The organism is Dermatobacter hominis (genome assembly GCF_020715685.1).
Taxonomy (GTDB): Bacteria; Actinomycetota; Acidimicrobiia; order Acidimicrobiales; family Microtrichaceae; genus Dermatobacter; species Dermatobacter hominis.
In genome coordinates this window covers 3,765,533-3,790,683 of the sequence record NZ_CP085840.1, presented here as the reverse complement: position 1 = coordinate 3,790,683, position 25,151 = coordinate 3,765,533, and the positions used below count along the sequence as shown (strand labels likewise).

The window sequence follows — 25,151 nt, the reverse complement described above, 5'->3', positions numbered from 1 at the left end:
TAGGGACCACGCATGGCGATCCCCGAGCGCTGATGGGCGACCACTACCGGGAGGGCCCGCGCCCGACCGAGGAGACGTTCCGCTCCGTCCTCGCCGAGGTGTCCGAGCTGCTGTCCGGCACCGACCTGCGGGTGATGGTGATGGGCGGCATCGGCTCGGCGAGCCTCGCCCGACCCCGACGCACCGACGACATCGACCTGTTCGTGCACGTCGAGGACGCCGACGCGCTCCTCGAGCTGTTCGACGCGACCGGCTACCGGACCGAGCGCCACGACCCGAACTGGCTCTACAAGGCGTTCCGCCGGGACGTGCTCATCGACATCATCTTCCGGTCGACCGGCGACATCGTCGTCGACGAGCCGATGCTCGAGCACGCGGACGAGGGCTCGTTCAAGGGGAGCCGGTTCCGGCTCGTGTCGCCCGAGGACCTGCTCGTGATCAAGGCGGTGGCCGCGGCCGAGCACTCGCCGCACCACTGGTACGACGCGCTGGGCCTGGTGGCGCGCTGCGACATGGACTGGGACTACCTCGTCGAGCGGGCCCGACGGTTCGGGCCACGTCGCGTCCTCAGCCTGCTCCTGTACGCGGAGTCGAACGACCTCGCGGTGCCGCCGACCGCGATCGACGCCCTGTCCGCCGTCGTGCACCCGGCGCGGTACCCGGAGGCGTCGTGAACCCCACCGACCTGCCCGAGGACGACCACCTGGTCGCGCACGTGCGGCAGGTGCTCGCCGAGGGCCAGGCCCACCGCCTGTCGGTGCGGGTCGAGGTCGACGGCGACGCCGTCGTGCTGCGGGGCCCGGTCGAGTCCGATGCGGCGCACCGGCTCGTGCTCGACGAGGTGCGGGCCGCGCTGACGGACGCACCGCGGGACCTGCGCATCGTCGACGAGCTGCACGTGCCGATCCTCGAGGACCGACCTCCGGAGGCGATCACGTGATCCGCGTGGCGGCGGTCGGCGACCTCCACGTCGGTCGGTCCGAACCCCCGGTCGAGCTGCTGAAGGCGGCCGAGGAGGCCGACCTCCTGCTCCTCGCCGGCGACCTGACGAACTGCGGCGACGCGGGCGAGGCCCGGTCGCTGGCCGCGTGCCTGGCGGACGTCGAGGTGCCGGTGGTGGCGGTGCTCGGCAACCACGACCACCACGCCGAGACGCCCGAGGAGGTCGTGGCCGAGCTCCGGGGTGCGGGCGTGGTGGTGCTCGACGGTGAGGCCTGCCACGTCGCCCTCGACGGCACGGTCGTCGGCGTCGCGGGGACGAAGGGCTTCGCCTGCGGGCTGCCCGGCACGTGCGCGACGGCGTTCGGCGAGCCGGAGATGAAGCGCTTCGTCGAGGTCGGGCGACTCGAGGCGGAGCGGTTCGGCGCCGCCCTCGCCGAGCTCGACGCGCCCCACCGGATCGGCCTGCTGCACTACTCCCCCATCGGCGCCACGGTGGCCGGCGAGCCGCCCGAGATCCACGCGTTCCTCGCCGACCACCGCCTGGCCGAGCAGGCCGACGAGCACGGCGCCGACCTGCTCCTGCACGGCCACGCCCACAGCGGACGCGAGCACGGCGAGACGCCGGGCGGCATCCCCGTGCGCAACGTGGCCCGGCCGGTGATCCGGGCCCCGTACCGGATCTACACCCTCGGCGCCTGACCGGCGCTCGGGCCGCCCCTGCCGAGGATGCGGAGCACCTCGGCGTCGGGCACCTGCGTGAAGTCGTCGTAGTAGGCGCCCACCGCCCCGAACCCCGCGGGCTCGCCGACCGACACGACCTCGCAGTGACGGCGCAGCCGCGATGCGGACGAACGGGCGCACACCGGGACGGCGAGGACCACGCGGGCCGCGCCGCGCTCCCACAGCATGCGCACCGCGGCCTCGGCCGTCAGCCCGGTCGCCAGGCCGTCGTCGACCAGCACCACGTCGGCGCCGCGGACGTCGGGGAGCGGCCGCCCGCCGCGGTACTGCTCGACCCGCCGACGCACCTCGGCGCGCTCGCGCTCGATCACCTCGTCGAGCACGGCGGCCGGCGTCCCGCCCACCCCGAGGTCGTCGAGCACGACCTCGCCGTCCTCGGCGACCGCCCCCACCGCGAGCTCGGGCTGGCCCCGTGCGCCGATCTTGCGCACCACCAGCACGTCGAGCGGTGCGCCGAGCGCGGCGGCGACCTCGACCGCGACCGGCACGCCGCCGCGCGGGAGCGCCAGCACGACCGGCCGCTCGAGCGGCACGTCGGCGACGAGCTCGGCGAGGCGCCGGCCCGCGTCGGCGCGGTCCCGGAACCGCACCTTCGGTGATCGCAGGCGCACCATGTGATGTTCCCTACCCCTGCCGGCCGCGGACGTGAACGTCCGTCGGCCGGGCCGGCTCACGCCCGGAGGCCGTCGAGCAGCAGCAGCAGGGCGGTGCGGCAGTCGGACGCAGCAGCGTCGGGATCGGGGGCACGGGCGACGAAGTCCGCAGCGCGCCGCGCCGCGCCGTAGAGGGCCGACGCGGTGGCATCGAGAGGGACGGGCGCCAGCTCGCCGGCGCCGATCGCGCGGTCGAGCGCGTCGCGCAGGAGCAGGAACTCCGATCCGTCGGTCCAGGCCCCGGGCATGACCGCCGCGGCCTCGATCAGGATGATGCGGGCGAACCTCCGATCGGCGGCGAGGCGGAGCAGGAGGTCGATGCCGGCGACGATCTGCTCCACCGGCGACGTCACGTCCTCGAGGATCGACTCGAAGCCCTCGTGCAGCTGGTGGTCGACGACGTCCACGACTGCGACGAAGAGCTCCCGCTTGCCGTCGGGGAAGTGGTGGTACAGCGCCCCGCGCGACGTCCCGGCCTCGTCCAGGATCTGGCTGATCGGCGTGGCGGCGTAGCCCTGGTCGACGAAGAGGCGGAGCGCGGTGTCGACGAGGTGCCGCCGCGACTGCGCCGCCTGCTCCTTCCGGACCGTCACCCGCCCAGTGTGCCGCACCCTGCGACCCGACCGAATTCACAGACCGACCGTCGGTCTGTGAACTACGGTGGTGCCCGTGGCAGCGGTGACGGGGTCGAGGGTCCGGGTGGACGTGCGGGCGCTGGTGCACGACCGGCTGCGGCTCCTGCGCCTGCTCGGCGTGGTCCCGCTGGGCTCGCGCGTGGGGATCACCGCAGCGATGCTCGCCGTCTCGCTGCTCCCGGCCGGCATCGCCATCGCCGTTGCGTGGCTGGTCGGCCGGGTCGTCGAGGTCGCCACCGACGGCGGCGCGCTCTCGACCGTGGCCGTGCCGCTCGCCGTCGTCGGTGCGCTCCTCGCGGTGGATCAGGTCACCCAGTCGATGCTGGTGCCCTTCCGCGACTGGGTCGCGTCCACGGTGAACGGGCGCGTCCGCCGGACGGTCCGACGGGCGGTGTCGGCGCGCCCCGGCGTCGAGCACCTGGAGTCGCAGGTGGTCCGCGACGCCGCCGCCCTGCCGATCGAGAACGCCTACCTCTTCAACCTGGGCGCAGGTGCGGAGGGCCAGCTGTGGCTCCTCACCCGGTTCGTCGGCGCCGTCGCCGCGGCCGCCGTCGTCGCCCGGTCGTCGGTGGCCGCCGGCGTCGCGGCGTTCGCCTTCACCGCGTGGCAGCGGTCGCTCCTGCGACGCCACTACGCCGCCGCCATCGCCTCGGGGATGGTGGACACGACCGCCGACGGCCGCGCCGCGTCCTACTGGTCCGAGATCCTCGGCGCACAGCACGGCGCCAAGGAGGTCCGCCTCTTCGGGTTCGCCGACTGGGCGCTGGAGCGGTTCCACCACCACGCTCGCCGACCCGTCGACGAGCTGTCCAGGGTGCTCCTCGGCGCCCACCGCCTCCACTGGGAGGTCTTCGCGCTCAACGCCCTCGCCGCCGGTGTGCCGTTCCTGCTGCTCGCCCGCCTCGGCGTCGACGGCGCCATCACGCCCGCCGAGCTCACCGCCGCCCTCGGCGGGGTGGTGGCCGTGGCGCGCGTGCTCGGACCGATGGGCTGGGAGGCGTTCTCCATCGAGGCCGCGGTGCCCCAGATGGACGCCGTCGCCCGGCTCGAGGAGTACCACGGCGAGGAGCGGCGCCGGGTCGCCGATCGTCCGGTGCCGGCCATCGGGACGGCGGTGCCGGTGATCGCATTCGAGGGCGTCGGCTTCACCTATCCGGACGGGACGAGCCCGGTGCTGGACGGTCTCGACCTGGTGCTCGAACCCGGGCGGTCGGTGGCGATCGTCGGCGAGAACGGCGCCGGCAAGACCACCCTGCTCAAGCTCCTCGCCGGCTTCTACCGGCCGACGGCCGGCCGGATCCTGGTCGACGGCACCGATCTGGACGATCTGGACCTCCGCGCCTGGCGGCGCCGCCTCGCCGTGATCTTCCAGGACTTCACCCACTTCGAGCTCTCCGCGTTCGAGAACATCTCGCTGGCGGACCCGGGTCGGGCCGACGCGCGGTCGCTGTCGCGTCGCGCCGCGGTCGCCGCCGGCGCCGCGACGATCGTCGACGGTCTCCCCGAGGGGGACGAGACGATCCTCTCCCGAGCCTTCACGGGCGGCGTCGACCTGTCGGGAGGGCAGTGGCAGCGCATCGCGCTGGCCCGTGCCATGTACGCCGCCGCCGTCGGCGGACAGGTCGTGATCCTCGACGAGCCGACCGCGAGCCTCGACGTGAGCGCGGAGGTGGAGCTGTTCGACCAGCTCCTCACGCACGCCGCCGGGTGCACCGCCGTCGTGGTGTCCCACCGCTTCTCGACCGTGCGGCGGGCGGAGCGGATCGTCGTCCTGGCCGGCGGTCGCGTGGCCGAGGACGGCTCCCATGCGGAGCTGATGGCCCTCGGCAGCCGCTACGCGGAGCTGTACGAGCTGCAGGCCCGCCGGTTCCGCGACGAGCGGACCGTACCGCCCGGTCCGCCGGCGGACGGGGTGCCGGAGGAGGAGGCCCCGTGAGCGACGTCGCCATCTCGACCGCGTCGAACCGGCGTCGTGCCGGCCTGATGTGGGAGGTCACCCGTGACGCCGACCCGCGGCTGCTCGTGCTGCTCGTCGTCACGCTCGTCCTCAGCGCGCTCGCCGGGGCCGGTCAGAGCCTCGCCATGGGGTGGATCGTCGACACGGCCTTCGACGGGTCCTGGGCCGCGGCCGCCGTCGCCGCGACCGTCGGCGCCGTCGCCGCGGGCCTGCTCGGCTCCGCGGGGCGGGCCATGAGCGACACGGAGCACGTGGTGACCAACCAGGTCGGGCTCGTGATCGACCGCACCTCGCTCCGGCTGACGGCGGCGGTGCCGGGCGTCGAGCACCTGGAGCGACCCGAGTGCCTCGACAACCTGGCCCTGGTCCGCAGCGGCGGCCCCACGCTCATGCGGTCCGTGTTCACGCTGTCGCGGACGGCGGCGCTGGCGCTCAGCATGGTCGCGTCGCTCTGGCTCCTCGCCGCCGTCTCGCCGTGGCTGCTGCTCATGCCGCTGTTCGCGGTCCCCGCGGCGATCCTGGTGCCGAGGTCCGAGCGCCACGTGGAGCAGGCCACCGTCCGGGCGGCGGAGCGCCAGCGGGCGTCCACGCAGATCCACCAGCTGTTCCTGTCCCCCACCCCGGCCATGGAGCTCCGCGTGTTCGACGCCGTCGACCGCATGGACGACCGTGCGGACGAGCTGTGGTCCGAGGTCTCCCGCATCCAGCTGGTCGGCGCGCTCCGATCGTCGGCGCTGGCCTCGGTGGGCTGGCTGGCGCTCGCCGCCGGCTACGTCGGCGCGCTGCTGGTGACGGCCCGGCTCGCGATCGACGGCCGGGCGTCGATCGGCGACATCGTGCTCGTGAGCCAGCTCGCCCTGGTGATCCGCACGAACGTCGCGCAGACCGCCGATGCGGCCCGCGACGCCGCGTCGGCGCTGCGGACCGCTGACCGGTTCCTGTGGCTGCGGGACCTCCACGACCGGGCGCAGGCGACGTACGCGGGCACGCTCGACCCGCCCGAGCACCTCGTCGACGGCATCTCGTTCGACGCGGTGTCGTTCACGTACCCGGGGACCGACACGCCGGTCCTCCACGACGTCTCCCTCCGGCTCGCACCGGGGACGACGGTCGCGGTCGTCGGCGACAACGGCGCGGGCAAGACGACCCTCGTCAAGCTGCTGACCGGCATGTACCGCCCGACGTCGGGACGGATCACGGTCGACGGCACCGACCTCGCGGACCTCGACGTCCGGGCGTGGCGACGCCGGCTGAGCGCGGCCTTCCAGGACTTCCTCCGCCTCGAGGCGACGGCGAGGACGACGGTCGGGATCGGGGACGTGGCCACGCTCGACGGCACCGGGCCCGACAACGACGCCCGCATCCGCGAGGCCGTCGAGCGGGGCGGCGCCGCGACGGTGGTCGACCGCCTCCCCGACGGCCTCGACACCCACCTGGGTCGGATGTACGCCGACGGCCAGGAGCTGTCGGGCGGTCAGTGGCAGCGCCTCGCCGTCGCCCGCTCGCTGGTGCCGGCCGCCCCGCTGTGCACCGTCCTCGACGAGCCGACGGCCTCGCTCGACCCGGAGGCCGAGCAGCGGACGTTCGACTCCTACCGCCGGGTCGCCGAGGGGTCCGGGCAGGTGACGGTCCTGATCTCGCACCGGTTCTCGTCGGTGCGCCGGGCCGACGAGATCGTCGTGCTCGACGGCGGGACGATCGCCGAGCGCGGCACCCACGACGAGCTCATGGCGGCCCAGGGCGGCTACGCCCGCATGTACCGGCAGCAGGCGGCGGCCTACGGCTGAGCCGCCCGGATTGCTGACCTGACCCATCGGAGTTCCGGGCTAGAAAGTGACATGGCGCTCGCCCGCTCCGCGGTGCCCTCAGTGCGAGGTGGTCGGCTCGCTCGGCGACACCTGGTCGACGCTGTTCGTCTGGGTGCCGGGAGCCGGCGGGACCGGGCCCCGCAGGAGGGGGTCACCGGTGCGCTCCATCCAGTCCCGGAGCCGGGCCCGCAGGTCAGCCAGCACGTCGGCCAGGGCGGGGTCGTCGATGCGGTTCGTGCCCTCCGCCGGATCGAGCACGAGGTCGTAGAGCGCCTCGGCCGGCGGCTCGACCTCGCCCCAGCCCGCGGCGAGCAGGACGTCCTTCGTCGGCCCGTCGTCGAGGTTGGCGAGCACCCGCCCCCGGTGGTCGGCGTCGAAGCGCCGCATGTACTTGAAGCGATCGGTCCGGATCGCCCGCTGCGGTTCGTACGCGGCGTGGTAGGTCACCTCGGCGAACACCTCGTCGCGGACCGACTCGACCTGCCCCGTCACGAGCGGGACCAGCGACTCGCCCTCGAGCCACTCCGGTCGCTCGATGCCGACGACGTCGCAGATCGTGGGGTAGATGTCGAGCTGCGACACGAGGGCGTCGCGGACCTGTCCGCCGACGAAGCCGCCGGGGCCACGCAGGACGAGCATCACGCCGATGCCGCGGTCGAACATCGTGGCCTTGGCGTCGGGGTAGGCGAGCCCGTGGTCGGTCGTGAGGATCACGAGCGTCCGGTCGGCGAGGTGGTGCTCCTCGAGCGCTTCGAGCACCGCGCCGACCCCCTGGTCCAGCGAACGGGCGCTCGCCTTGAACGCCGCAACATCGCGTCGGGTGGCGGGCGTGTCGACGATGCCGTCGGGCGGGCGCGAGTACAGGGCGTCCCTGATCGAGGAGGGTTCGAAGTACTCCCGATGCGTCTCGAAGAAGCCCACCGAGAGGAAGAACGGCCGGTCCGTCGACACCCGCTCAGCGATGAGGCGGGTCGCAGCCGGCGCGACGTCGCGCACCTTGGTGCTGTCGAGCTCCTCGACGTGGTCGTAGCCGACGTCGGCGGGGTCGGCCGACACGTGCTGCTCGCCGATGAGCCCGGACCAGTACCCGTGGTCCCGGAGCACGTGGACGACGTGGCGGTCGGGGTGGGTCAGCCGGTAGCCGCGGTGGGCCAGCCCGAGCATGCCGGTCGCGTGTGTCGACTGGCCCGTGAGCAGGGCGGCCCGGGAGCCCGAGCACACGGGCGCGGAGCAGAACGCCTGCCGGAAGAGGACGCCCTGGTCGGCGAGGTGCTGGATGTTCGGCGTCGGCACCTGGTGCCCGTAGGGCTGGACGTACCGGCCGGTGTCGTGGGAGTGCAGGTACAGGACGTTCGGCGGCGTCATACCGGGACGAGCCTACGTCCCGGTCCGCGCCGCACGGATCGGAGGAGGGTGACGTGAGCGGCAGGCATCCGAGGGTGGAGGGCACCGCGTACCTGGTGTGCGCGACGCAGCGCAGCGGCAGCACGCTCCTGTGCGAGCTGCTCAAGGGCACCGACGTCGCCGGTGTGCCCGACGAGTTCTTCGAGTCGCTGCGCTCGACCGGCCTGCCGCGCCAGCCCCGCCAGTACTTCCTGCAGCCCGAGGCGGCCGACATCGCCGACCGCCTGGCCCCGCTCGACCCCGGCGTGCCCGAGCAGCCCGGCGACTTCGCCGGGTGGTTCGACTACGTCGTGCACCGCGGCACGACGCCCAACGGCGTGTTCGGCGCCAAGATGATGTGGAACTACTTCGACGACTTCCGGGCCCGCATCGCCGAGCTCGACGGGCTCGGCGACCTCACGTTCACCGAGGCGCTCGACGAGGTGTTCCCCGACCTCAAGATCGTGTTCGTGCGCCGCCGCGACAAGGTCGCCCAGGCCGTGTCGCTGTGGAAGGCGATCCAGACCCAGCAGTGGCGCACCGCCGCCGAGGCACCCGACGGCCGCCGCGACGTCGAGTACGACCACCGGGCGCTGCGGTTCCTCGTCGACGACCTGCACCGGTGGGACGCTCGGTGGGAGGAGTGGTTCCACGCCACGGGGCGCGAGCCGATCCGCGTGGTGTACGAGGAGTTCATCGGCTCGCGAGCCGCCACGGTCGGCCGGGTGCTCGACGGCCTCGGGATCGACCCGCCCGAGCCCGACGGTGGCCACGGACCGATGAAGCGCCAGGCCGACGGCGTGTCGGAGGACTGGGTGACCCGGTTCCGCGACGACTCCCGGCGCCTGGGGCTGGACTGACCGGAGGCCATGGCGAACTCCGGGTCGTCGACGCGGCAGGGAACGTAGAGTGCCCCGCATGGCCGCGCCGCCTGTCCTGCTCGCCGTCGACGACGACCCCACCGGGCTGTGCGACGTGGAGCGCGAGCTCCACGACCGCTACGGCCGCCACTACACCGTCGTGTGCCTGCGTTCGCCGATCGAGGCCCGGGAGCAGCTCGAGGCGTTCGCCGCCGACGGCCACGACGTCGCGCTCGTCCTCGCTGCGCAGTGGCTGTCGGGCATGACGGGCAGCGACTTCCTGACAGAGGTGCGGCGGCTCCACCCCCGATCGATGCGCGGCCTGCTGATCTCCTACGGCGACTGGGGCCAGAAGGCGTCGGGCGAGGCGATCTTCGAGGGCATCTCCCACGGCCGCTTCGACCACTACGTGCTGCGCCCGGCGGAGTCGCCCGACGAGCTGTTCCACCAGACCATGTCGGGCCTGCTCCTCGACTGGGCGGAGTCCCAGCGCGCCGCCCCCTACACCGTCCACATCGTCGGCGAGACGTGGTCCGGACGTGCCCACGAGCTGCGCGAGGTCCTCCAGCAGTGCGCGATCGCGCACCACTTCTGCCTGGCCGACTCGACCGAGGGCCGCCAGCTCGTCGAGCGGGCCGGCGAGGCGCCGCAGCTCCCGCTCATCGTGTTCCCGAACGGCCAGGTGCTGCAGGACCCGACCAACCTCGAGATCGCCGAGGCGGCCGGGTCGCCGACGCCGGCCAACCTCGAGCAGGTCGAGCTCGACGTCGTGATCGTCGGCGCCGGCCCGGCCGGGCTCTCGGCCGCGGTGTACGGCGCGTCGGAGGGGTTCGGCACGCTCGTCGTCGACCAGGGCGGCGTCGGGGGCCAGGCGACGTCGAGCTCGCTGATCCGCAACTACCTCGGCTTCCCCCGCGGCATCAGCGGCCGCCGGCTCGCGCAGGGCGCCTACAACCAGGCCTGGGTGTTCGGCGCCGACTTCGCCTTCATGCAGAAAGTCACCGGCATCGAGCGCGACGGCGACCACGTGGTCCTCACGCTGTCCGAGGGCGGGACGATCAGGGCGGGGGCGGTGCTCCTCACGATGGGCGCCAGCTACCGGCGGATCGGCGTCCCCGAGCTCGAGGCGCTCACTGGCGCGGGCGTCTACTACGGCAGCTCGACCTCCGAGGCGTCGTCGATGACCGGCGGCGACGCGTACATCGTCGGCGGCGCCAACTCCGCCGGCCAGGCCGCGCTGCACCTGTCGAGGTACGCCAAGCGGGTGACCCTCGTGGTGCGCGCCGGATCGCTCCGGGCCGGGATGTCGGAGTACCTCGTCCGCCAGATCGAGGCGACCGACAACATCGACGTGCTGGCGCGGACCGAGGTGGTCGGCGGGGGCGGCGAGGGACGCCTGGAGCACCTCGTGCTCGAGGACCGGGACTCCGGCGAGCGCTCGACGGTCGATGCCCACGGGCTGTTCCTGCTGATCGGCGCGCAGCCGTGCACCGAGTGGCTCCCCGATGCGGTCGAGCGCGACCAGCAGGGCTTCATCCTCACGGGACAGGACGTCCCCGACGACGGCGCCTGGCCGCTCGAGCGGCGGCCGCTCCTCCTCGAGACGAGCATGCCGGGCGTGTTCGCGGCCGGCGACGTGCGCCACGGCGCCGTGAAGCGCGTCGCCTCCGCGGTCGGCGAGGGCTCGATCGCCATCCAGCTGCTGCACCAGTACTTCGCCGACCGGGGCATGCAGCCGCACGGGCGACCGGCCTACTCGCCCGATCCGACACCGGCGCCCGACGTGCGCGCCGGCCGCGTCGCCGCCGACCCCGTCGCCTGACCGACCGCCCCGGCCGGCGCCGGTCCTGGCCGTGCCCGAAGCCGGTCCTCCGCGCACCCCGTCCTGGGCGCACCCCCTCCTGGAACACCGGCCCGAGCATTGCGTTCTATGAAAGAACTCACTACGGTGACCGCGTGCGCCGGACCAGCTTCGAGGACATGCACTGCTCCGTGGCCCAGTGCCTCGAGGTCGTGGGCGAGTGGTGGAGCCTCCTCATCGTGCGTGACGCCTTCCTCGGCGTCACGCGCTTCGACGACTTCCAGGACCGCCTGGGCATCTCCCGCAACGTCCTCAACCAGCGGCTGATCCACCTGGTCGACAACGGCGTGCTCGTCCGGGTCCCCTACCAGGACCACCCGCCGCGGTCGGAGTACCGGTTGACCGAGAAGGGTCGCGACCTCTGGCAGGTCGTCACGGCGATGCGGCAGTGGGGCGACCGCTGGGCGGCTCCCGACGGGCCGCCGCTCGAGGTCCGCCACCGCAGCTGCGGCGAGCTCACCGAGGCCGTCCCCACCTGCACGCACTGCGGCGAGCGCCTGGACGTGCACTCCGTCGTCGCCGAGGTCGGCCCCGGCGCGGCGCCGCGCGGCTTCGACCGCACGGCGCTCGACCCGGCCCGCTCCGGCTGACCACGCGGCCGGCGCGCCGTCCCGCCTCCGACCGGCGGACCGGTGCGCCCGGTGAGTTCGATGAAGAGACCCACTCCGACGGAGGCCCCCACATGAGGAACGCCAGCGACCCGACCAGCCCGCCGGCCACGTCCGCGGCACCGGCGCCGCCCGCCGAGGCGAGCCGGCGCGCCGTGTTCGTGGTGACCGCCCTCGGGTCCTTCATGGCGGCGCTCGACCTCTCGATCGTCAACGTCGCGTTCCCCGACCTCGAGGCGTCCTACCCGGCGGCCAGCCAGGCGCAGCTGTCGTGGGTCATCACCGCCTACACGATCGTGTTCGGGGCGCTGCTCGTGACCGGCGGGCGGATGGGCGACCGCCTCGGTCGGCGCCGCACGTTCATGGGCGGCCTGGCCGTGTTCCTCGCCGGTTCGCTCCTGTGCGGCGTCGCCCCCGGCGTCGGCTTCCTGGTCGCGAGCCGGGCGCTCCAGGGCGCCGGGGCCGCGTTGATGGTGCCGGCGTCGCTCGCGCTGCTGATCGGCGCCTACCCGCCGGAGCGCCGGACCCAGACGGTGGCGCTCTGGGGCGGCGTCGGCGCCCTCGCGGTGGCGACCGGGCCGTCGCTCGGGGCGGCGATCGTGTCGCTCGGCGGATGGCGCTGGGCGTTCCTCGTCAACCTCCCGGTCGGCGTGCTCGTCGCCGTGCTCGGCCGTCGTGTGCTGACCGAGTCGAGGCCGCAGGAGGCGTCGGGCCGTCCCGACCTCGGCGGTGTCGCCCTCATCACCGTCGCGGTCGGCTCGCTCGTGCTGTCGATCTCGCAAGGGCCCGAGTGGGGCTGGACCGATCCGAGGACGGTCGGCGCCGCGGTCGTCGCGGTCATCGCGGCCGTGTGGTTCGTGCAGCGCTCCCGCCGCCACCCCGACCCGGTCGTCGACCCGGCGCTGTTCCACGACCGCTCGTTCGTGGTCGCCAACCTGGCGACGTTCGTCTACGCCACCGGGTTCTTCGCGATGCTCCTCGGCAACATCCTGTTCCTCACCGGCGTGTGGGGCTGGTCGATCATGTGGGCCGGCCTGGCGGTCACGCCCGGACCGATCGTGGTCGCCGTCGTCGCCGGACCGGCGGGGCGCCTCGCCGGACGGGTCGGGTTCCGTCCCCTGCTGCTGACCGGTGCCGCCTGCTTCGCGGCCGGGCTGCTCTGGTACGTCGCGTTCGTCGGTACGACGCCGGACTACGTGCGGGACTGGCTGCCCGGCACCCTCGTCACCGGCCTCGGCATCGGGCTCACCTTCCCCGTGCTCAGCGCGGCCGCCGTCTCGACGCTGCCACCGGAGCGCTACGCGGTCGGCAGCGCGGTCAACCAGACCGCCCGCCAGGTCGGCGGAGCGATCGGCGTCGCGGTGCTCGTCGTCGTGCTGGGCGAGCCGACCTCCGTGGCCGGCCAGCTCGAGGCGTTCGACCACCTGTGGCTGTACGTCGCCGCCATGGCGCTGCTCTCGGGCGTGGTCGGCGCGTTCATCCCCAGACCGGCGCCGGCCCTCGTCAGGTCGTCGTCCGACCGTCGATCGTCTCCCTGATGATCTCGGCGTGCCCCGCGTGCTGGGCGGTCTCGGCGATGACGTGCACCAGCACCCGGCGCACGCTGTGCCGGGCGCCGGGCTCGTTCCACGGCGCCTCGGGGAGCTGGTGGGAGGCCGACAGGTCCGGGACCGAGGCGACGACCTCCTCCGTCCTCGCCGCCGCCCGCTCGTAGCGGTCGAGCACCGAGGTGATCGTGTCGCCGGGCTGCATCTGGAAGTCGGCCTCGCGGTCGATGGCCCACTGCGGGTACGCGGCGGCGGTGCCGGACATGAAGTCGTCCCACGTCACGCCGTCGGGCAGCTCGTAGGACATCGCGGACGGCCCGTCGACCACGAACCTCATCCACGCCTCCTCGACCGACGCGACGTGCTTGATGAGGCCACCGAGGCACAGCGCGCTGGCCGTCGGGTGCTCGCCGGCCTGCTCGTCGCCGAGGCCGTCGACCGTGGCGGCCAGGGCGGCCCGGACGGTGGCGAGCTCGGCGAGCAGGTCGGCCCGCTCGTCGTCGAGCGCAGGGGCGGCGTCGGCTTCGGTGGTGGTGGGATCCATGGGTGCCTCCGTTCGGCGGGCTCGATGGCACCTCCACCCTCGCGGACCACGAGGTCACGAGGTGGCCGCAACGGACGCCGTCGGGCCCAGGTGGCCTGCGTGGACCTCCGGGCCCGGCCGTGGTCTGCTGGGTGACCACAGGATCCCTCGGAGGTGACCATGGTGAGCCAGGGCGGCGAGGTCAGGGAGGCGGGCGGTCTCGCCCGCGCGGCGGACCGGGCTGCGGCGGGGCGGGCGGTCCGCGAGGCGGTGCCGAGGTCATCGCTCGGCGACTGGACGCCGACCCCCGACCGCGACCCGGTCGCGGTGCTCGACGCGCAGGATGCCAGCCGGGCCCAGGACCTGGTGCCGCTGCGGCACGAGCGCATGGCGGCCACGCCCTTCACGTTCTTCCGCGGCGCCGCCGCGGTGTTCGCCGCCGACCTGGCGCCGATGCCCCGCACCGGGCTCGAGGTCCAGCTCTGCGGTGACGCCCACCTCGCCAACTTCGGGATCTTCGCGTCGCCCGACCGGGCCCAGGTGTTCGACCTCAACGACTTCGACGAGACGCTGCCCGGCCCCTTCGAGTGGGACCTGCTCCGGCTCGTGGCCAGCTTCGAGGTCGCGGCGCGCGATCGCGGCTTCGACGATCCCGACCGCGTGCTGATCGTGACCGACGCGGTGCTGGCCTACGTCGGGGCCATGCGCGAGTACTCCCGCATGGGCCACCTCGACGTCTGGTACGACCGGATGACGGTCGACGACATCGCTGCCCGATGGGGCGGCGGCGCGTCGAAGGAGGTCATGCGCCGCTTCCAGCACAACGTGGAGAAGGCGCGCAGCAAGGACCGCCTCCGCGCCTTCGACCGGCTGGTCCAGGTCACCGACGGCGAGCCGCGGTTCCGCAGCGACCCGCCGGTGCTCGTCCCGGTGAGCGAGCTGTTCGGCGCGGACGAGGCCGCCCGGCTCATGGGGACGATCGACCACGCGCTGCGGATGTACCGGCGCACGCTGCCCCTCGACCGGCGGGCCCTCCTCGACCGGTACCGCTTCGTCGACCTGGCGAGGAAGGTGGTCGGCGTCGGCAGCGTCGGCACCCGCTGCTGGGTGGCGCTGCTCGTGGGCGACGACGACCGCGACCCGCTCTTCCTGCAGGTGAAGGAGGCCCAGACCTCGGTGCTCGAGCCCTACCTGGGCCGCAGCCGGTTCGGCCAGCACGGCCAGCGGGTGGTCGAGGGCCAGCGGCTCATCCAGTCGTCGCCCGACGTCTTCCTCGGCTGGGAGCAGGTCGCCGGCGCCGACGGCGTGCCCCGCGACTACTACTTCCGCCAGCTCTGGGACTGGAAGGGTTCGGCGGACCTCGAGAAGATGCTGCCGAGTGCGATGGCCGTCTACGCCGCGGTGTGCGGACGGTGCATGGCGAGGGCGCACGCCCGGACCGGCGACAGCGTGGCGCTCGCGGCCTACCTCGGCAAGGGCCGCACGATGACGGCGTCGCTCGTCGAGTTCGCCGCCCGCTACGCGGACCAGAACGAGCGCGACCAGCAGGCGTTCCGCTGACCGGGGCCGGCGCCGGCGCTCACGACCGCTCGGCGTCGAGCTCGCGCACGGCGACCTCGACGCTCGGGAAGAAGTGCTCCGCCTGCAGCGTGGTCTGCAGCTCGTAGCGGACGATCAGGTCGCGGAGGCGGTCCCGGAGCTCCACGAACGCGAGGTGCACCCCCTTCGCGTTGAGCTCCTCGTCGAGGTCCTTGAGGACCTCGGCCGCGGTGACGTCGATGTCGGTCACCGCCTCGCACTGCAGGACCACGAAGTCGGGTTCGCTCTCGCGCACGAGCGCCCGGACCTGGTCCCGGAACTGCCCGGCGTTCGCGAAGAACAGCGGCGCCTCCCAGCGGAAGACCACGATCCCCTCGACCTGGCGGGCGTCGGGGTACACCGACAGGCTGTGCCAGCCGCCCACGTCGGGCACCTCTCCCAGCACCTCGCCGTGGGGCCACCAGTTGCGCCGGAAGAACAGGAGGATGGCCAGCACGATCGCCACGACGATGCCCTGCAGCACGCCGAGGAAGACCACCCCGGCGCTCGCGACCAGGCTGATCACCAACGACGACCGACGCAGGCGGGCGAAGCGCACCACCGCGGCCACGTCCATGAGCGACAACGCCGCCCCGATGACGACCGCCGCGAGCGCCGCCTGCGGCAGATCCGCGAGCAGCCCGTTGAACACCAGGAGGAGGAGCGCCACCAGCCCGGCGCCGACGAGACCGGTGACCTGGGAGCGCGCGCCGGACTGGTCCGCGACCGCCGTGCGCGAACCGCTCACCGACACCGCGAAGCCCTGGAAGAACCCTGCCGCGACGTTGGCCGCTCCCACGCCGACCATCTCGGCATCCGCGTCGACCTCGTCGCCGCGACGTGCCGCGAAGCTCGACGAGGTGGCGATCGTGTCCGTCAGCGACACCAGCGTGATGCCGATGGCGCCCACCGCCAGCGCCAGCACGTCCGACGCGTCGGTCCACGGCAGCGACGGGGTCGGGAACCCCTGGGGCAGCGTGCCGACGGTGTCGACGCCGTCAGCCGCCAGGTCGAGGACGGCCGATGCGATCGTCACGCCGACCACGGCGACGAGCACCGCCGGGATCCGGGTGGTCAGCCGCGGCAGGACGAGCAGCACGACGAGCACCGCGAGGCCGGTGACGAGCGTGGCCGTGTTGCGTCCGCCCAGCCCGTCGACGAACGCCCTGACCTCGTCGACGAAGCCGTCGGCGTCGGTCGAGAACCCGAACAGCTTCGGGAGCTGGCCGACGATGATCGTGATCGCCAGGCCGTTGAGGTAGCCGACGCGCACCTCGCTCGAGAGCAGGTCGGCGACGAAGCCGAGCTTGGCGACCCCGAGGCCGATCTCGATCAGCCCGACCAGGACGGCGAGCATGCCGGCCAGCGCGATCGCGCTGCCGGGGTCCCCGACCACGATCAGCGGCGTGATCGACGCCAGGATCAGCGGCGACACCGACGAGTCGGGTCCGAGGACGAGCACCTTCGACGGCCCGAACACGGCGTACGCGACGAGGCAGGCGATCGTCGTGTAGAGGCCGGTGACCGACGGCAGGCCCGCCAGCTCGGCGTACGCCATGCCCTGCGGGACGAGGATGGCGGCGAGGACGACCCCGGCGACGAGGTCGAACCGCAGCCAGCCGCGCTCGTAGTGCCGCAGCGTCACGAGCCCCGGGGCCCACCGCTCGAGCATCGCCACCTCCTCTCCCCCGTCCCGGGTGCCACCCGCCTGACCCTGCGGCGGCCGTGATGTAGACAAGCACACACCATCGGGTGGGAGCGCCACCGCCCGGCGCAGGTCGCGACGTCGGGCGCAGGACGGTGGACCCCGGATGAAGAAGACGGCGCTCGTGGCGCTGGCCACCGCCCAGTTCGTGATGGTGCTCGACCAGTCGGTCATGAACGTCTCGATCAGCCAGCTCGTCGACGACTTCGACACGACCGTCCCGACGATCCAGGCCGTGATCACCCTCTACTGCCTGGTCATGGCCATGTTGATGCTCACCGGCGGGAAGATCGGCGACATCATCGGTCGCCGGAAGGCGTTCGTCATCGGGCTGGTCATCTACGCCGTGGGATCGACGACGACCGCGCTCGCCCCCACCGTCGGCATCCTCGCCCTCGGCTGGTCGGTGCTGGAGGGCATCGGTGCGGCGCTCGTCCTGCCCGCCATGGCCGCGCTCATCGCCGGCAACTTCGAGGGGGCCCAGCGGAAGGCGGCATACGCGGTGATCGGCGGCGTCGCCGGGGCCGGCATCGCGATCGGGCCCATCCTCGGCGGGTGGGCCACCACCGAGCTGACGTGGCGCGTCGTGTTCATCGGCGAGGTCGTGCTCGTCGCGGTCATCCTGGCGCTCACCCCGAAGGTCGCCGACGCTCGGCGCGACGGGCCCGCCCCGAAGCTCGACGTCGTGGGCGCCGTGCTGTCGGCCGCCGGCATCGGGGCGATGGTGCTCGGGATCCTGCAGTCGAGCACGTGGGGCTTCCTGACCCCGAAGGACTCGCCGGTCGAGCCGTTCGGGTTCTCGCTCGCGGTCTTCGTCGTGATCGGCGGCGCCGTCCTGCTGTGGGCGTTCGCCGCGTGGTCGCACCGCCGGGAGGACCGGGGCGAGGACCCCCTGGTCCACCTGCGCCTGTTCTCGGTGCTGCCCCTGCGGGCCGGGCTCGTCGGGTTGTTCACCCAGAACCTCGTGCTCATGGGCGTGTTCTTCGTGGTGCCGCTCTACCTGCAGCTGGTGATCGGGCTGGACGCGCTCGAGACGGGCCTCCGCATGCTGCCGATCTCGATCACGATGTTCGCCTTCTCGGCGCTCGGGTCCCGGCTGTCGTCGCGCGTCCCGGTCCGGACGATCGTGCGGACCGGCCTGCTCACGGCCACCGTGGCGATCGCGATCCTCCTCGCCACGATCGACCCCGAGCTCCGCGACCTCGGCTTCGGCGTGTCGATGGCCGTGCTCGGCATCGGCATGGGGCTGATCGTCTCGCAGCTCGGGAACGTGGTGCAGTCCTCGGTCGACGCCTCGGGGCGTGGCGAGGCCGGCGGGCTCCAGTACACGGGCCAGCAGCTCGGCTCCTCGGTCGGCGTCGCTCTGATCGGGGCGCTCGTGCTCGCCGGGCTCACCAACGTGTTCATCGACCGCATCGCCGAGGACGAGCGCATCGCGCCCGAGGTGGCCCAGCAGGTGAGCGTGGCCGCCGGCGACGGCGTCGACTTCGTCGCGAGCGACCAGCTCGCCGCCGCAGCGGAGGAGGCCGGCATCGACGAGGGGTCGGCCGACGCCATCGTCGACGACTACGAGCAGGCGCAGCTGCGGGCGCTGAAGACCGGTCTGCTGGCGACGGGCGTGCTCGCCCTGCTGTCGCTGATGTCGACCCGACACCTCCCCGACACCGTGCCGCGCGACGACGACGAGCGTGCGCCGGCCGCTGCGGCTGCGGGCTGAGGGCCGTCGTCAGCCCGGCGCCGCGACCACCTCGACCGCGGTGTGCTTGTACGCGGGCTGCCGGGACCACGGGTCGAACCCCGGCGCGGTGAGCGCGTTGACGGCGGGGTCGTGCATCGGCAGGAACACCTGGCCCGGCTGCAAGGTCGGTGTGACGAACACGGCGGCGGTCAGCGCCCCGCGGCGGGAGCGGACGGTGACGTCCTGCCCCGACCGCAGCCCGCGCTGCCGGGCGTCGTGCGGCGACATCTCGAGGTGCAGGCGCGCCGGGGCCAGCGCGGCCAGCGTCGGCGACCGACCCGTGCGGGTCTGGGTGTGCCACTGGGCCGAGGTGCCCCGACCCGTCAGCAGGATCAGCGGCAGGTCGTCGGACGTGGCGTCGTGCGGCGGGCTCGGCTCGTCGTGGATGAACCGGGCCCGGCCGTCGGGCGTGTGGAACCGGCCGTCGGCGAACAGCCGCCGCTCGAGCGGGGGCCCGTCGGGGGCGGCGGCCGCGTCCGCCTCGGTCCACGGCCACTGGACGCCGTCGTCGCCGATGCCCGCGTGGCCGCCGATCCCGGTGATGTCGCACGGACGGCCACGGCTCAGCTCCGCGAGCAGGTCGAACACGGCCGCCGGCGAGCGCCAGCGGCGGAACATCGGCCCGCACCCCCAGAACTCCGCGATGCCCTGGAAGATCTCGAAGTCCGTGCGGGCCTGGCCCGGCGGTCGGTGCGCCGGGCGCACCCGTCCGATCCGCCGCTCCGAGTTGATGAACGTCCCCTCCTTCTCGGCCCAGCCCGCCGCGGGGAGGAACACGTCGGCCCGGCGGGCCGTCTCGGTGTCGGCGTAGAGGTCCTGCACGACCAGCACGTCGAGCCGGTCGAGCAGGCGGCCCAGCCGGCGGCGGTCGATCCACGAGTGCACGGGGTTGGTCGCCACGATCCAGAGCCCGCGGATCGACCCGTCCTCGATGCCGTCGACGATCTGGTCGTAGGCGAGGCTCGGCCGGTCGCCGATCGCACCCACGTCGATGCCGAGGACGTCCGCCACCTCCTGCCGGTGGCCCGGGTCGGTGGTGTCGCGACCGGCGAACAGCGACGCCGTGTTCGAGAACAGGCGCGACCCCATCGCGTTGCACTGGCCGGTGATCGAGTTCGCCCCGGTGCCGGGCCGGCCGATGTTGCCCGTCATCAGCGCCAGGGCGATGATCGCCTGCGCGGTGCGGGTGGCGGCGTGGCCCTGGTTGACGCCCATCGTCCACCAGAACGACACCCGCTCCCCCGCGGCGATCGCGTCGACGGCCCGGTGGAGGTCGGCGTCGTCCAGCCCGGTCTCGGCGCACACGCGCGCCGGGTCGTAGCGGCCGATGGCGGCGGCGAAGCGCTCGAACCCCGACGTGTGCTCGCTGACGAAGGCGTGATCGACCGCACCGCGCTCGATCAGCGCCCGGGCGATGCCGTAGAGGAGCACCTGGTCGGTCTTGGGTCGCGCCGCCAGGTGGAGGGTGGCCGCCATCGCCGTCTCGGTGGTCCGCGGGTCGACGACGATCACCTCCGGCGCGTGGGGGTTGCGCTGCAACCGTTCGAACAGGATCGGGTGGGCGATGGCCAGGTTCGACCCGACGAGCACGACCACGTCGGACCGCTCGAGGTCGTCGTAGGCGTAGGGCGGGGCGTCGAAGCCGAAGCACTCCTTGTACGCGGCCACCGAGGTCGCCATGCACTGGCGGGTGTTGCCGTCACCGTGCACGAGACCCATCCCGAACTTCGCCAGCGCGCCGAGGAACGCCATCTCCTCGGTCACGATCTGGCCGGTCGACAGGAAGGCGACGGAGTCGGGACCGTGCGCGGACTGCACGGCCTTCACGCGCTCGGCGAACGTCTCGAAGGCGACCCCCCAGTCGACCGGGACCATCCGCCCGCCCCGCCGCACCAGCGGGCGCGTCGCCCGGTCCGGGGCGACCATCGGCGTCAGCGCCTCCCACCCCTTGGGGCACGCCGACCCGTCGTTGACGGGATGGCCCCGCGTCGGCACCACGTTGACGGCGCGCCGGTCGCGCTGGTGGACGTCGAGCGAGCACCCCGTGCTGCAGAACCCGCACACCGAGCGGACGACGCGCTCGGGCGCCCGGGCCGCGGGGACCTGGCGGACGACGCCGTCGAGCGCCGCAGGCACGCGTCGCAGCTCCTCGCTGCGGCGCCCGCCGCGGGATCGCAGCGGGGGCACGAGCCGGGGCCGCCGGCTCACCGCAGCCCCCCGGGCATCCGGTCCGGCGCGACCGCCACGAAGAACAGGTGCCGCTCGACCCAGGACGCCGCGACGGCCAGGGCCGCGACGAGGAGCCAGCACCAGGCGCTGGCGGTGCTGCCCGGCGCGGTGGCGAGCGCCGCCACGGCGACCGCGGCGGCGGCCACCGCGAGCACGATGCCGCGCCGGCGGTCCCGTCGAAGCGGGCCGTCGAGCAGGAGCACCGAACGACCGAGCTGCCCCGGGCGGCCCCGGTGGCGGCGCTGGAACGACGCCACGCCGAGCAGGCCGGCCGCCGTCGACGCGACGACCACCGCCGTCGACGTCGCCCGGACCTGGTCGGCCCGCCACCCCTCGGCCCCGAGCGCCGACGCGACCGCCACGACCGCGCCCAGGGCGGCGGCCCCTCCGACGCCCATCGTGACGACGAAGCGGAGCAGCGTCCGGTCGAGCCGCCAGAGCGCGCGGCCCGTGACCGCGTACAGCTGGGCCGAGCACGCCACGCCGGCGACCCCGCTGACCGCGGTCAGCACGCCGAGGGTCGTGGCGAGCGGACCGGGCACGCCGCCGGTCGCGGCGAGCGCGGCGGCCCCGCCCAGGGCGGCGTAGACGCCGAAGGCCAGGATCTCCCGCGACAGCCACGAGTGGCCGACGCCGAGCAACGCCCGCCACGCGACGCCCGGCCGGCCGAGGTGCAGGACGCTCGCCAGGATCGCCACCATCGCGACGGACCAGGCCACGACCGCAGGACCGGCGGGCCGCCCGGCGTCGGCCACGGGGTCGGCGCCGAGGGCCATCGCCTCGCCGAGGACGACCGCACCCACCGACACCTGGGTCAGCACCAGCATCGCGACCAGCGGCGGGTGCCCGGTCGCCGGCACGACCCGGTGGTCGTCGGCGGCCACCGCGTCGTCGGGCACCGGGCGGCTCGTCAGGTAGACGGTGGTCGGCGACGACAGCCCCGACCTGGGAGCCGTCGGCACCAGCCGCTCGTCGGCGTCCACCGTGAGCGACGCCGCCAGCTCGGCGGTGTCGACGACGCCGATCGAGATCGCCTCCGTCGGACAGCCCTGCACGCAGGCGGGCGCCTCGCCCTCGGTGAGCCGGTCGGCGCACATGTCGCACTTCCGCACGATCCCGAGCCGGTCGTTGAACGACGGCACCTCGTACGGGCAGGTCAGCATGCAGTACCGGCAGCCGATGCACTGGTCGTCGAGGTGCGCCACGATCCCCGTCACCGGGTCCTTCTCGTACGCGTCGACCGGGCACCCCGCGAGGCAGGCCGGCTCGAGGCAGTGGTGGCACGCCGTCGTCACGTGCTGCTGCCACACGGGCGCGGCGTCGCCGCCGCCGACCAGCAGCCCCACCGACCGCCACGTCTCGCCCCCGTCGAGCCCGTTGAGGGAGTGGCAGGCGCTGACGCACGCCTTGCAGCCGCTGCAGCGGTCGAGGTCGACCTCGAACCGGTACTGGGAGCCGGGGGCGGGTGGTGATGCCGGCAGCGCCCGCTCGTAGCGCGCGCCGGCGACCGACCGCGCCTCGTGGTCGTCGTGCCAGTCGTCGAAGCGCTCGACCGCCGAGCGGGCGTCCAGGGTCCTCACCGGCCCACCGCGGCGCCGACCGGCACCGGCCCTGCGACGACCGGGTCCTCGGAGACGGCGGCCCCATCCGGCTCGGGCGACGGGGCCGCGGCGTGGCTGGCCGACGGCTCGACCAGCCACCGGCTGGCGACGAAGGCGCAGAGGCTCGCCACGCCCATGACGAGGAAGGCCGTGCGGGCGGAGCTGACGACGAGCACCGTGAGGAACACGATGCCGCCGACGTTGCCGTAGGCGCCGCAGAGGCCGGACACCTGGCCGCTGGCCTGCCGCCGCACGAGCGGGACGATCGCGTACACGGCGCCGTTGCCGGCCTGGGCGAAGACCGACGTGACGAGCACGGCCACCAGGGCGAGCCACAGCGGCCACGCGCTGCTGAGCTGCGAGAGGACGAGGTAGCCCACGCCGAGCCCACCCAGCAGCACGGACAGCCACCGGCGCCGGCTCGCCACCAGGTCCGAGAGCAGGCCGCCGCCGGGCCGGGAGACGAGGTTCATCACCGCGAACGCCGCGGCCGCCGCGCCGGCCACCGCCGCCGACAGCCCCCAGGTCGTCTCGAAGAACTCGGGGAGGAAGGACACGGCGGCGAGCTCGGAGCCGAACGTGCAGGCGTAGGCGAACGACAGGACCGCCACGGATCGGAACGGGTACCGCTGCCCCGACGGGTACGTCGAGGTCCGCGCCCGCTCGTTGACCCGCCACACGCTCGTGACCTGGAGGGCGAGCAGCACGAGCGAGGCCGCCACCGCCACGCCGAGCGCTCCGGCGGAGATCACCCCGACGTGGAAGATGCGCCAGGCGATCACGACGAGCGCCCCGGCGAGCGGCACCGACATGGCGATGAGCCCCCAGACCGCTCCCCGGCTCGTCACCTCGAGCGCGGCGGCCCGGCGGGCCCGGGCGTACGGCGTGCCGTCGGGCGTGTCGCGCACGAGGCGGAGGTAGGCCAGGCCGTACAGGCCGGCGACCACCCCCGTCCCCGCCACCGCCCACCGCCACCCGGCGGGGCCGCCGACCGCGCCGGCCACCGCCGGGAGCGTCAGCGCGGCCGCGGCGGCGCCGAAGTTGCCCCACCCGCCGTAGATGCCCTCGGCCGTCCCGACCTCGGCCGGTGGGAACCACTCCGCCACCATCCGGATGCCGACGACGAACCCTGCGCCGACGACGCCCATGAGCAGCCGGCTCAGCACCAGCACCTCGAAGCTCTGCGCGGTGGCGAAGAGCAGACACGGCACCGTCGCGTACAGGAGGATCGCCGAGAACGTCCGGCGGGGGCCGAACCGGTCGAGCAGGCTGCCGACGACGAGGCGGGCCGGCACGGTGAGCGCCAGGTTGCAGAGCCCGAGGGTCACCAGCTGCCCGGTGCTGAGGTCGAACTGGCCGCCGATCGTGGTCGCGAACGGGGCGAAGTTGAACCACGCGACGAACGTCAGGAAGAAGGCGAACCAGGTGAGGTGGAGGACCCGTTGGGCCGGGCCCCGGCGGAACATCGAGGCGATCAACGAGCCCGTCGTCGGGCGCGTGGGCGGGTGGTCGACTGCGGGGGGTGTCATGGCCCCGATGGTCGCGGTCGGCCGTTTCCCCTCCGTGTGCCTCGCGTGACGTGGTCGCGACGTCGGTCGCACGCCGGGAGCAGGCGGCTGTGAGGTCTCAGCTGGCGGCCAGGCGGTAGCCACGGCGCACCACGGTCTCGATGCCGCCGCCGGCCGCACCGAGGCGGCGGCGCAACCGGGCGACGGTGACCTCGACCACGTGGTCGTCGGACTCGCCCGCCCACACCTCGTTCAGCAGGCTGCGCTTCGACACGACCGCACCGGGCCGACGCGCCAGCGCCTCGAGCAGCGCCCGCTCTCGATCGGTCAGGCGGATCGGCGGGCCGCCGTCGGCCGACACCAGCCGCCCCTGCAGCAGCACCTGGATGCCCTGGAGGTCGACCGCGACCGTCCGGTCGGTGAACGCGACCACGAGCGCCTGCACCATCGCGCCGAGCCGGGGGTGGGCGGGCTCGACGCACGTGTCGAAGCCGAACGAGCGCGCCCGGGCCGCAGTGACCGGCCCGACGCACACGATCGAGAGCGCGCCGGCGGCTGCGGCCTCGACGACCGCGCCGAGCCGACCCGAGGACTCGGCGATGTGGCCGAAGTTCGTCACCGCGTGGGCCGACGTGAACGTGATCGCGTCGACGGCCCGCTCGGCCGCCGCGGCGACGAGGCGCTCGGCGGGACCGAGGTCGTCGGGCAGGTGCCACTCGTAGACAGGGACCGGCACGACCTCGTAGCCCAGGTCGCGAAGGGCGTCGGCCAGACCTGACGAGCGCTCGCCGTCCAGCTGGAGCGCGACGCGCCGTGGCCGCTCCCCCTCGGCGGGTCGGCGCACGGCGAGGTGATCGACGACCTCGGCGTAGGTGGCGTTCGGCGTCACCCAGTCCACGTCGAGCCCGTAGGTGAGGGCGGCGCCGGCCGCCTTCGGGCCGCGGGCGATCACGGTCGCATCCCGGAGCACCGCTCGGAGCGGGTCCAGCAGGCCGAGCCCCTCGGCGCTCGAGTACCACGCCCGGACGCCGAGGGCCGTGGACAGCACGACGTGGTCGGGCGGTTCGGCGACCAGCGCGGTCGTGGCCTCGGTCAGCGGCTGCTCGTCGCTGAGCGGCAGGGTCCGGATGACCGGGCCCGACACGACCTCGGCGCCGCGCCGGGCCAGCAGCTCGGTCTGCTCCTCCGCACGGCGGTCGGCCGTGACGCCCACCGTGAAGCCGCTCAGCGCGCCGAGGAACACGGAGCGAGTGTGCTCGGAGGACGTTTCGGGC

At 73.9% G+C, this 25,151-nt stretch carries 20 protein-coding genes; 11 read left to right on the top strand and 9 right to left on the bottom strand.

Going from position 1 to position 25,151, the window contains the following annotated elements; genetic code table 11:
* Nucleotides 1-32 precede the first annotated feature (32 nt).
* From LH044_RS17745 to LH044_RS17735, 3 genes are read left to right on the top strand one after another with little or no spacing between them, the layout of a single operon-like run.
* Nucleotides 33-674: a nucleotidyltransferase gene (locus LH044_RS17745; RefSeq protein WP_227756927.1), complete on the top strand. Its 642-nt coding sequence runs from the start codon at nucleotides 33-35 to the stop codon at nucleotides 672-674.
* Nucleotides 671-940, top strand: coding sequence for a hypothetical protein (locus tag LH044_RS17740; RefSeq protein ID WP_227756926.1), 270 nt, complete (start codon nucleotides 671-673; stop codon nucleotides 938-940). Before LH044_RS17745 ends, LH044_RS17740 begins: the two co-directional genes overlap by 4 nt.
* The gene (locus LH044_RS17735; protein ID WP_227756925.1) at nucleotides 937-1,641 is read left to right on the top strand and encodes a metallophosphoesterase family protein; all 705 of its coding nucleotides are present in this window, start codon (nucleotides 937-939) and stop codon (nucleotides 1,639-1,641) included. The genes LH044_RS17740 and LH044_RS17735 overlap by 4 nt, the downstream gene beginning before the upstream one ends.
* Here the strand turns inward: LH044_RS17735 and LH044_RS17730 are convergent.
* On the bottom strand, nucleotides 1,623-2,297 hold the full coding sequence (locus LH044_RS17730) for a phosphoribosyltransferase (RefSeq protein ID WP_227756924.1): 675 nt from the start codon (nucleotides 2,295-2,297) through the stop codon (nucleotides 1,623-1,625). The genes LH044_RS17735 and LH044_RS17730 overlap by 19 nt on opposite strands.
* A 56-nt stretch (nucleotides 2,298-2,353) precedes the next feature.
* Entirely contained in the window at nucleotides 2,354-2,929 is a 576-nt protein-coding gene (locus tag LH044_RS17725; protein ID WP_227756923.1) for a TetR/AcrR family transcriptional regulator, read from the bottom strand.
* 76 nt (nucleotides 2,930-3,005) lie between these two features.
* Here LH044_RS17725 and LH044_RS17720 point away from each other — a divergent pair, with 76 nt between their 5' ends.
* A complete protein-coding gene (locus tag LH044_RS17720; protein ID WP_227756922.1) occupies nucleotides 3,006-4,907 on the top strand; it encodes an ATP-binding cassette domain-containing protein in 1,902 nt (633 codons plus the stop codon).
* Nucleotides 4,904-6,715, top strand: a complete 1,812-nt coding sequence (locus LH044_RS17715) for an ABC transporter ATP-binding protein (RefSeq protein WP_227756921.1) — start codon at nucleotides 4,904-4,906, stop codon at nucleotides 6,713-6,715. Before LH044_RS17720 ends, LH044_RS17715 begins: the two co-directional genes overlap by 4 nt.
* A gap of 78 nt (nucleotides 6,716-6,793) precedes the next feature.
* Here LH044_RS17715 and LH044_RS17710 read toward each other — a convergent pair whose 3' ends face one another.
* Entirely contained in the window at nucleotides 6,794-8,101 is a 1,308-nt protein-coding gene (locus tag LH044_RS17710) for a sulfatase family protein (RefSeq protein WP_227756920.1), read from the bottom strand.
* A 53-nt stretch (nucleotides 8,102-8,154) separates the two neighbouring features.
* On the opposite strand from LH044_RS17710, the gene LH044_RS17705 reads away from it, so the two are divergent.
* The 4 genes from LH044_RS17705 (at nucleotide 8,155) to LH044_RS17690 (ending at nucleotide 12,986) form a co-directional block, all read left to right on the top strand.
* Nucleotides 8,155-8,979, top strand: coding sequence for a Stf0 family sulfotransferase (locus LH044_RS17705; protein WP_227756919.1), 825 nt, complete (start codon nucleotides 8,155-8,157; stop codon nucleotides 8,977-8,979).
* 58 nt (nucleotides 8,980-9,037) lie between these two features.
* Nucleotides 9,038-10,801, top strand: coding sequence for an NAD(P)/FAD-dependent oxidoreductase (locus LH044_RS17700; RefSeq protein ID WP_227756918.1), 1,764 nt, complete (start codon nucleotides 9,038-9,040; stop codon nucleotides 10,799-10,801).
* Between the two features lie 134 nt (nucleotides 10,802-10,935).
* Entirely contained in the window at nucleotides 10,936-11,430 is a 495-nt protein-coding gene (locus LH044_RS17695) for a winged helix-turn-helix transcriptional regulator (RefSeq protein ID WP_227756917.1), read from the top strand.
* 92 nt (nucleotides 11,431-11,522) lie between these two features.
* Nucleotides 11,523-12,986: a DHA2 family efflux MFS transporter permease subunit gene (locus tag LH044_RS17690; RefSeq protein WP_227756916.1), complete on the top strand. Its 1,464-nt coding sequence runs from the start codon at nucleotides 11,523-11,525 to the stop codon at nucleotides 12,984-12,986.
* On the opposite strand, the gene LH044_RS17685 is transcribed toward LH044_RS17690, so the two are convergent.
* On the bottom strand, nucleotides 12,952-13,539 hold the full coding sequence (locus LH044_RS17685; protein WP_227756915.1) for a DinB family protein: 588 nt from the start codon (nucleotides 13,537-13,539) through the stop codon (nucleotides 12,952-12,954). The two genes, LH044_RS17690 and LH044_RS17685, sit on opposite strands and share 35 nt — an antisense overlap.
* Nucleotides 13,540-13,698: 159 nt before the next feature.
* Between LH044_RS17685 and LH044_RS17680 the strand changes: the two genes are divergently transcribed.
* A complete protein-coding gene (locus tag LH044_RS17680; RefSeq protein WP_227760123.1) occupies nucleotides 13,699-15,078 on the top strand; it encodes a DUF2252 domain-containing protein in 1,380 nt (459 codons plus the stop codon).
* Between the two features lie 19 nt (nucleotides 15,079-15,097).
* Here the strand turns inward: LH044_RS17680 and LH044_RS17675 are convergent, their stop codons facing one another.
* A complete protein-coding gene (locus LH044_RS17675) occupies nucleotides 15,098-16,768 on the bottom strand; it encodes a SulP family inorganic anion transporter (protein ID WP_227756914.1) in 1,671 nt (556 codons plus the stop codon).
* Between the two features lie 139 nt (nucleotides 16,769-16,907).
* Between LH044_RS17675 and LH044_RS17670 the strand changes: the two genes are divergently transcribed.
* A complete protein-coding gene (locus LH044_RS17670) occupies nucleotides 16,908-18,518 on the top strand; it encodes an MFS transporter (RefSeq protein WP_227756913.1) in 1,611 nt (536 codons plus the stop codon).
* A 9-nt stretch (nucleotides 18,519-18,527) separates the two neighbouring features.
* On the opposite strand, the gene LH044_RS17665 is transcribed toward LH044_RS17670, so the two are convergent.
* From LH044_RS17665 to LH044_RS17650, 4 genes are all read right to left on the bottom strand, one after another.
* Nucleotides 18,528-20,675 carry a molybdopterin oxidoreductase family protein gene (locus LH044_RS17665; protein ID WP_227756912.1) on the bottom strand — a complete coding sequence of 716 codons (2,148 nt, stop codon included), beginning with the start codon at nucleotides 20,673-20,675 and terminating at the stop codon, nucleotides 18,528-18,530.
* Between the two features lie 68 nt (nucleotides 20,676-20,743).
* Entirely contained in the window at nucleotides 20,744-22,348 is a 1,605-nt protein-coding gene (locus tag LH044_RS17660; RefSeq protein WP_227756911.1) for a DmsC/YnfH family molybdoenzyme membrane anchor subunit, read from the bottom strand.
* Nucleotides 22,345-23,898 (bottom strand): NarK family nitrate/nitrite MFS transporter, encoded by a 1,554-nt coding sequence (locus LH044_RS17655; RefSeq protein WP_227756910.1) that lies wholly within the window; start codon nucleotides 23,896-23,898, stop codon nucleotides 22,345-22,347. Before LH044_RS17655 ends, LH044_RS17660 begins: the two co-directional genes overlap by 4 nt.
* Nucleotides 23,899-23,995: 97 nt before the next feature.
* A complete protein-coding gene (locus LH044_RS17650) occupies nucleotides 23,996-25,120 on the bottom strand; it encodes a uroporphyrinogen-III synthase (protein WP_227756909.1) in 1,125 nt (374 codons plus the stop codon).
* Between the last annotated feature and the right edge of the window lie 31 nt (nucleotides 25,121-25,151).

Coding starts and splice junctions, on each gene's coding strand:
- LH044_RS17690 (WP_227756916.1), top strand. CDS start 11,523: ATGAGGAACGCCAGCGACCCGACCAGCCCGCCGGCCACGTCCGCGGCA.
- LH044_RS17655 (WP_227756910.1), bottom strand. CDS start 23,898: ATGACACCCCCCGCAGTCGACCACCCGCCCACGCGCCCGACGACGGGC.
- LH044_RS17685 (WP_227756915.1), bottom strand. CDS start 13,539: ATGGATCCCACCACCACCGAAGCCGACGCCGCCCCTGCGCTCGACGAC.
- LH044_RS17730 (WP_227756924.1), bottom strand. CDS start 2,297: ATGGTGCGCCTGCGATCACCGAAGGTGCGGTTCCGGGACCGCGCCGAC.
- LH044_RS17710 (WP_227756920.1), bottom strand. CDS start 8,101: ATGACGCCGCCGAACGTCCTGTACCTGCACTCCCACGACACCGGCCGG.
- LH044_RS17670 (WP_227756913.1), top strand. CDS start 16,908: ATGAAGAAGACGGCGCTCGTGGCGCTGGCCACCGCCCAGTTCGTGATG.
- LH044_RS17680 (WP_227760123.1), top strand. CDS start 13,699: ATGGTGAGCCAGGGCGGCGAGGTCAGGGAGGCGGGCGGTCTCGCCCGC.
- LH044_RS17675 (WP_227756914.1), bottom strand. CDS start 16,768: ATGCTCGAGCGGTGGGCCCCGGGGCTCGTGACGCTGCGGCACTACGAG.
- LH044_RS17700 (WP_227756918.1), top strand. CDS start 9,038: ATGGCCGCGCCGCCTGTCCTGCTCGCCGTCGACGACGACCCCACCGGG.
- LH044_RS17745 (WP_227756927.1), top strand. CDS start 33: ATGGGCGACCACTACCGGGAGGGCCCGCGCCCGACCGAGGAGACGTTC.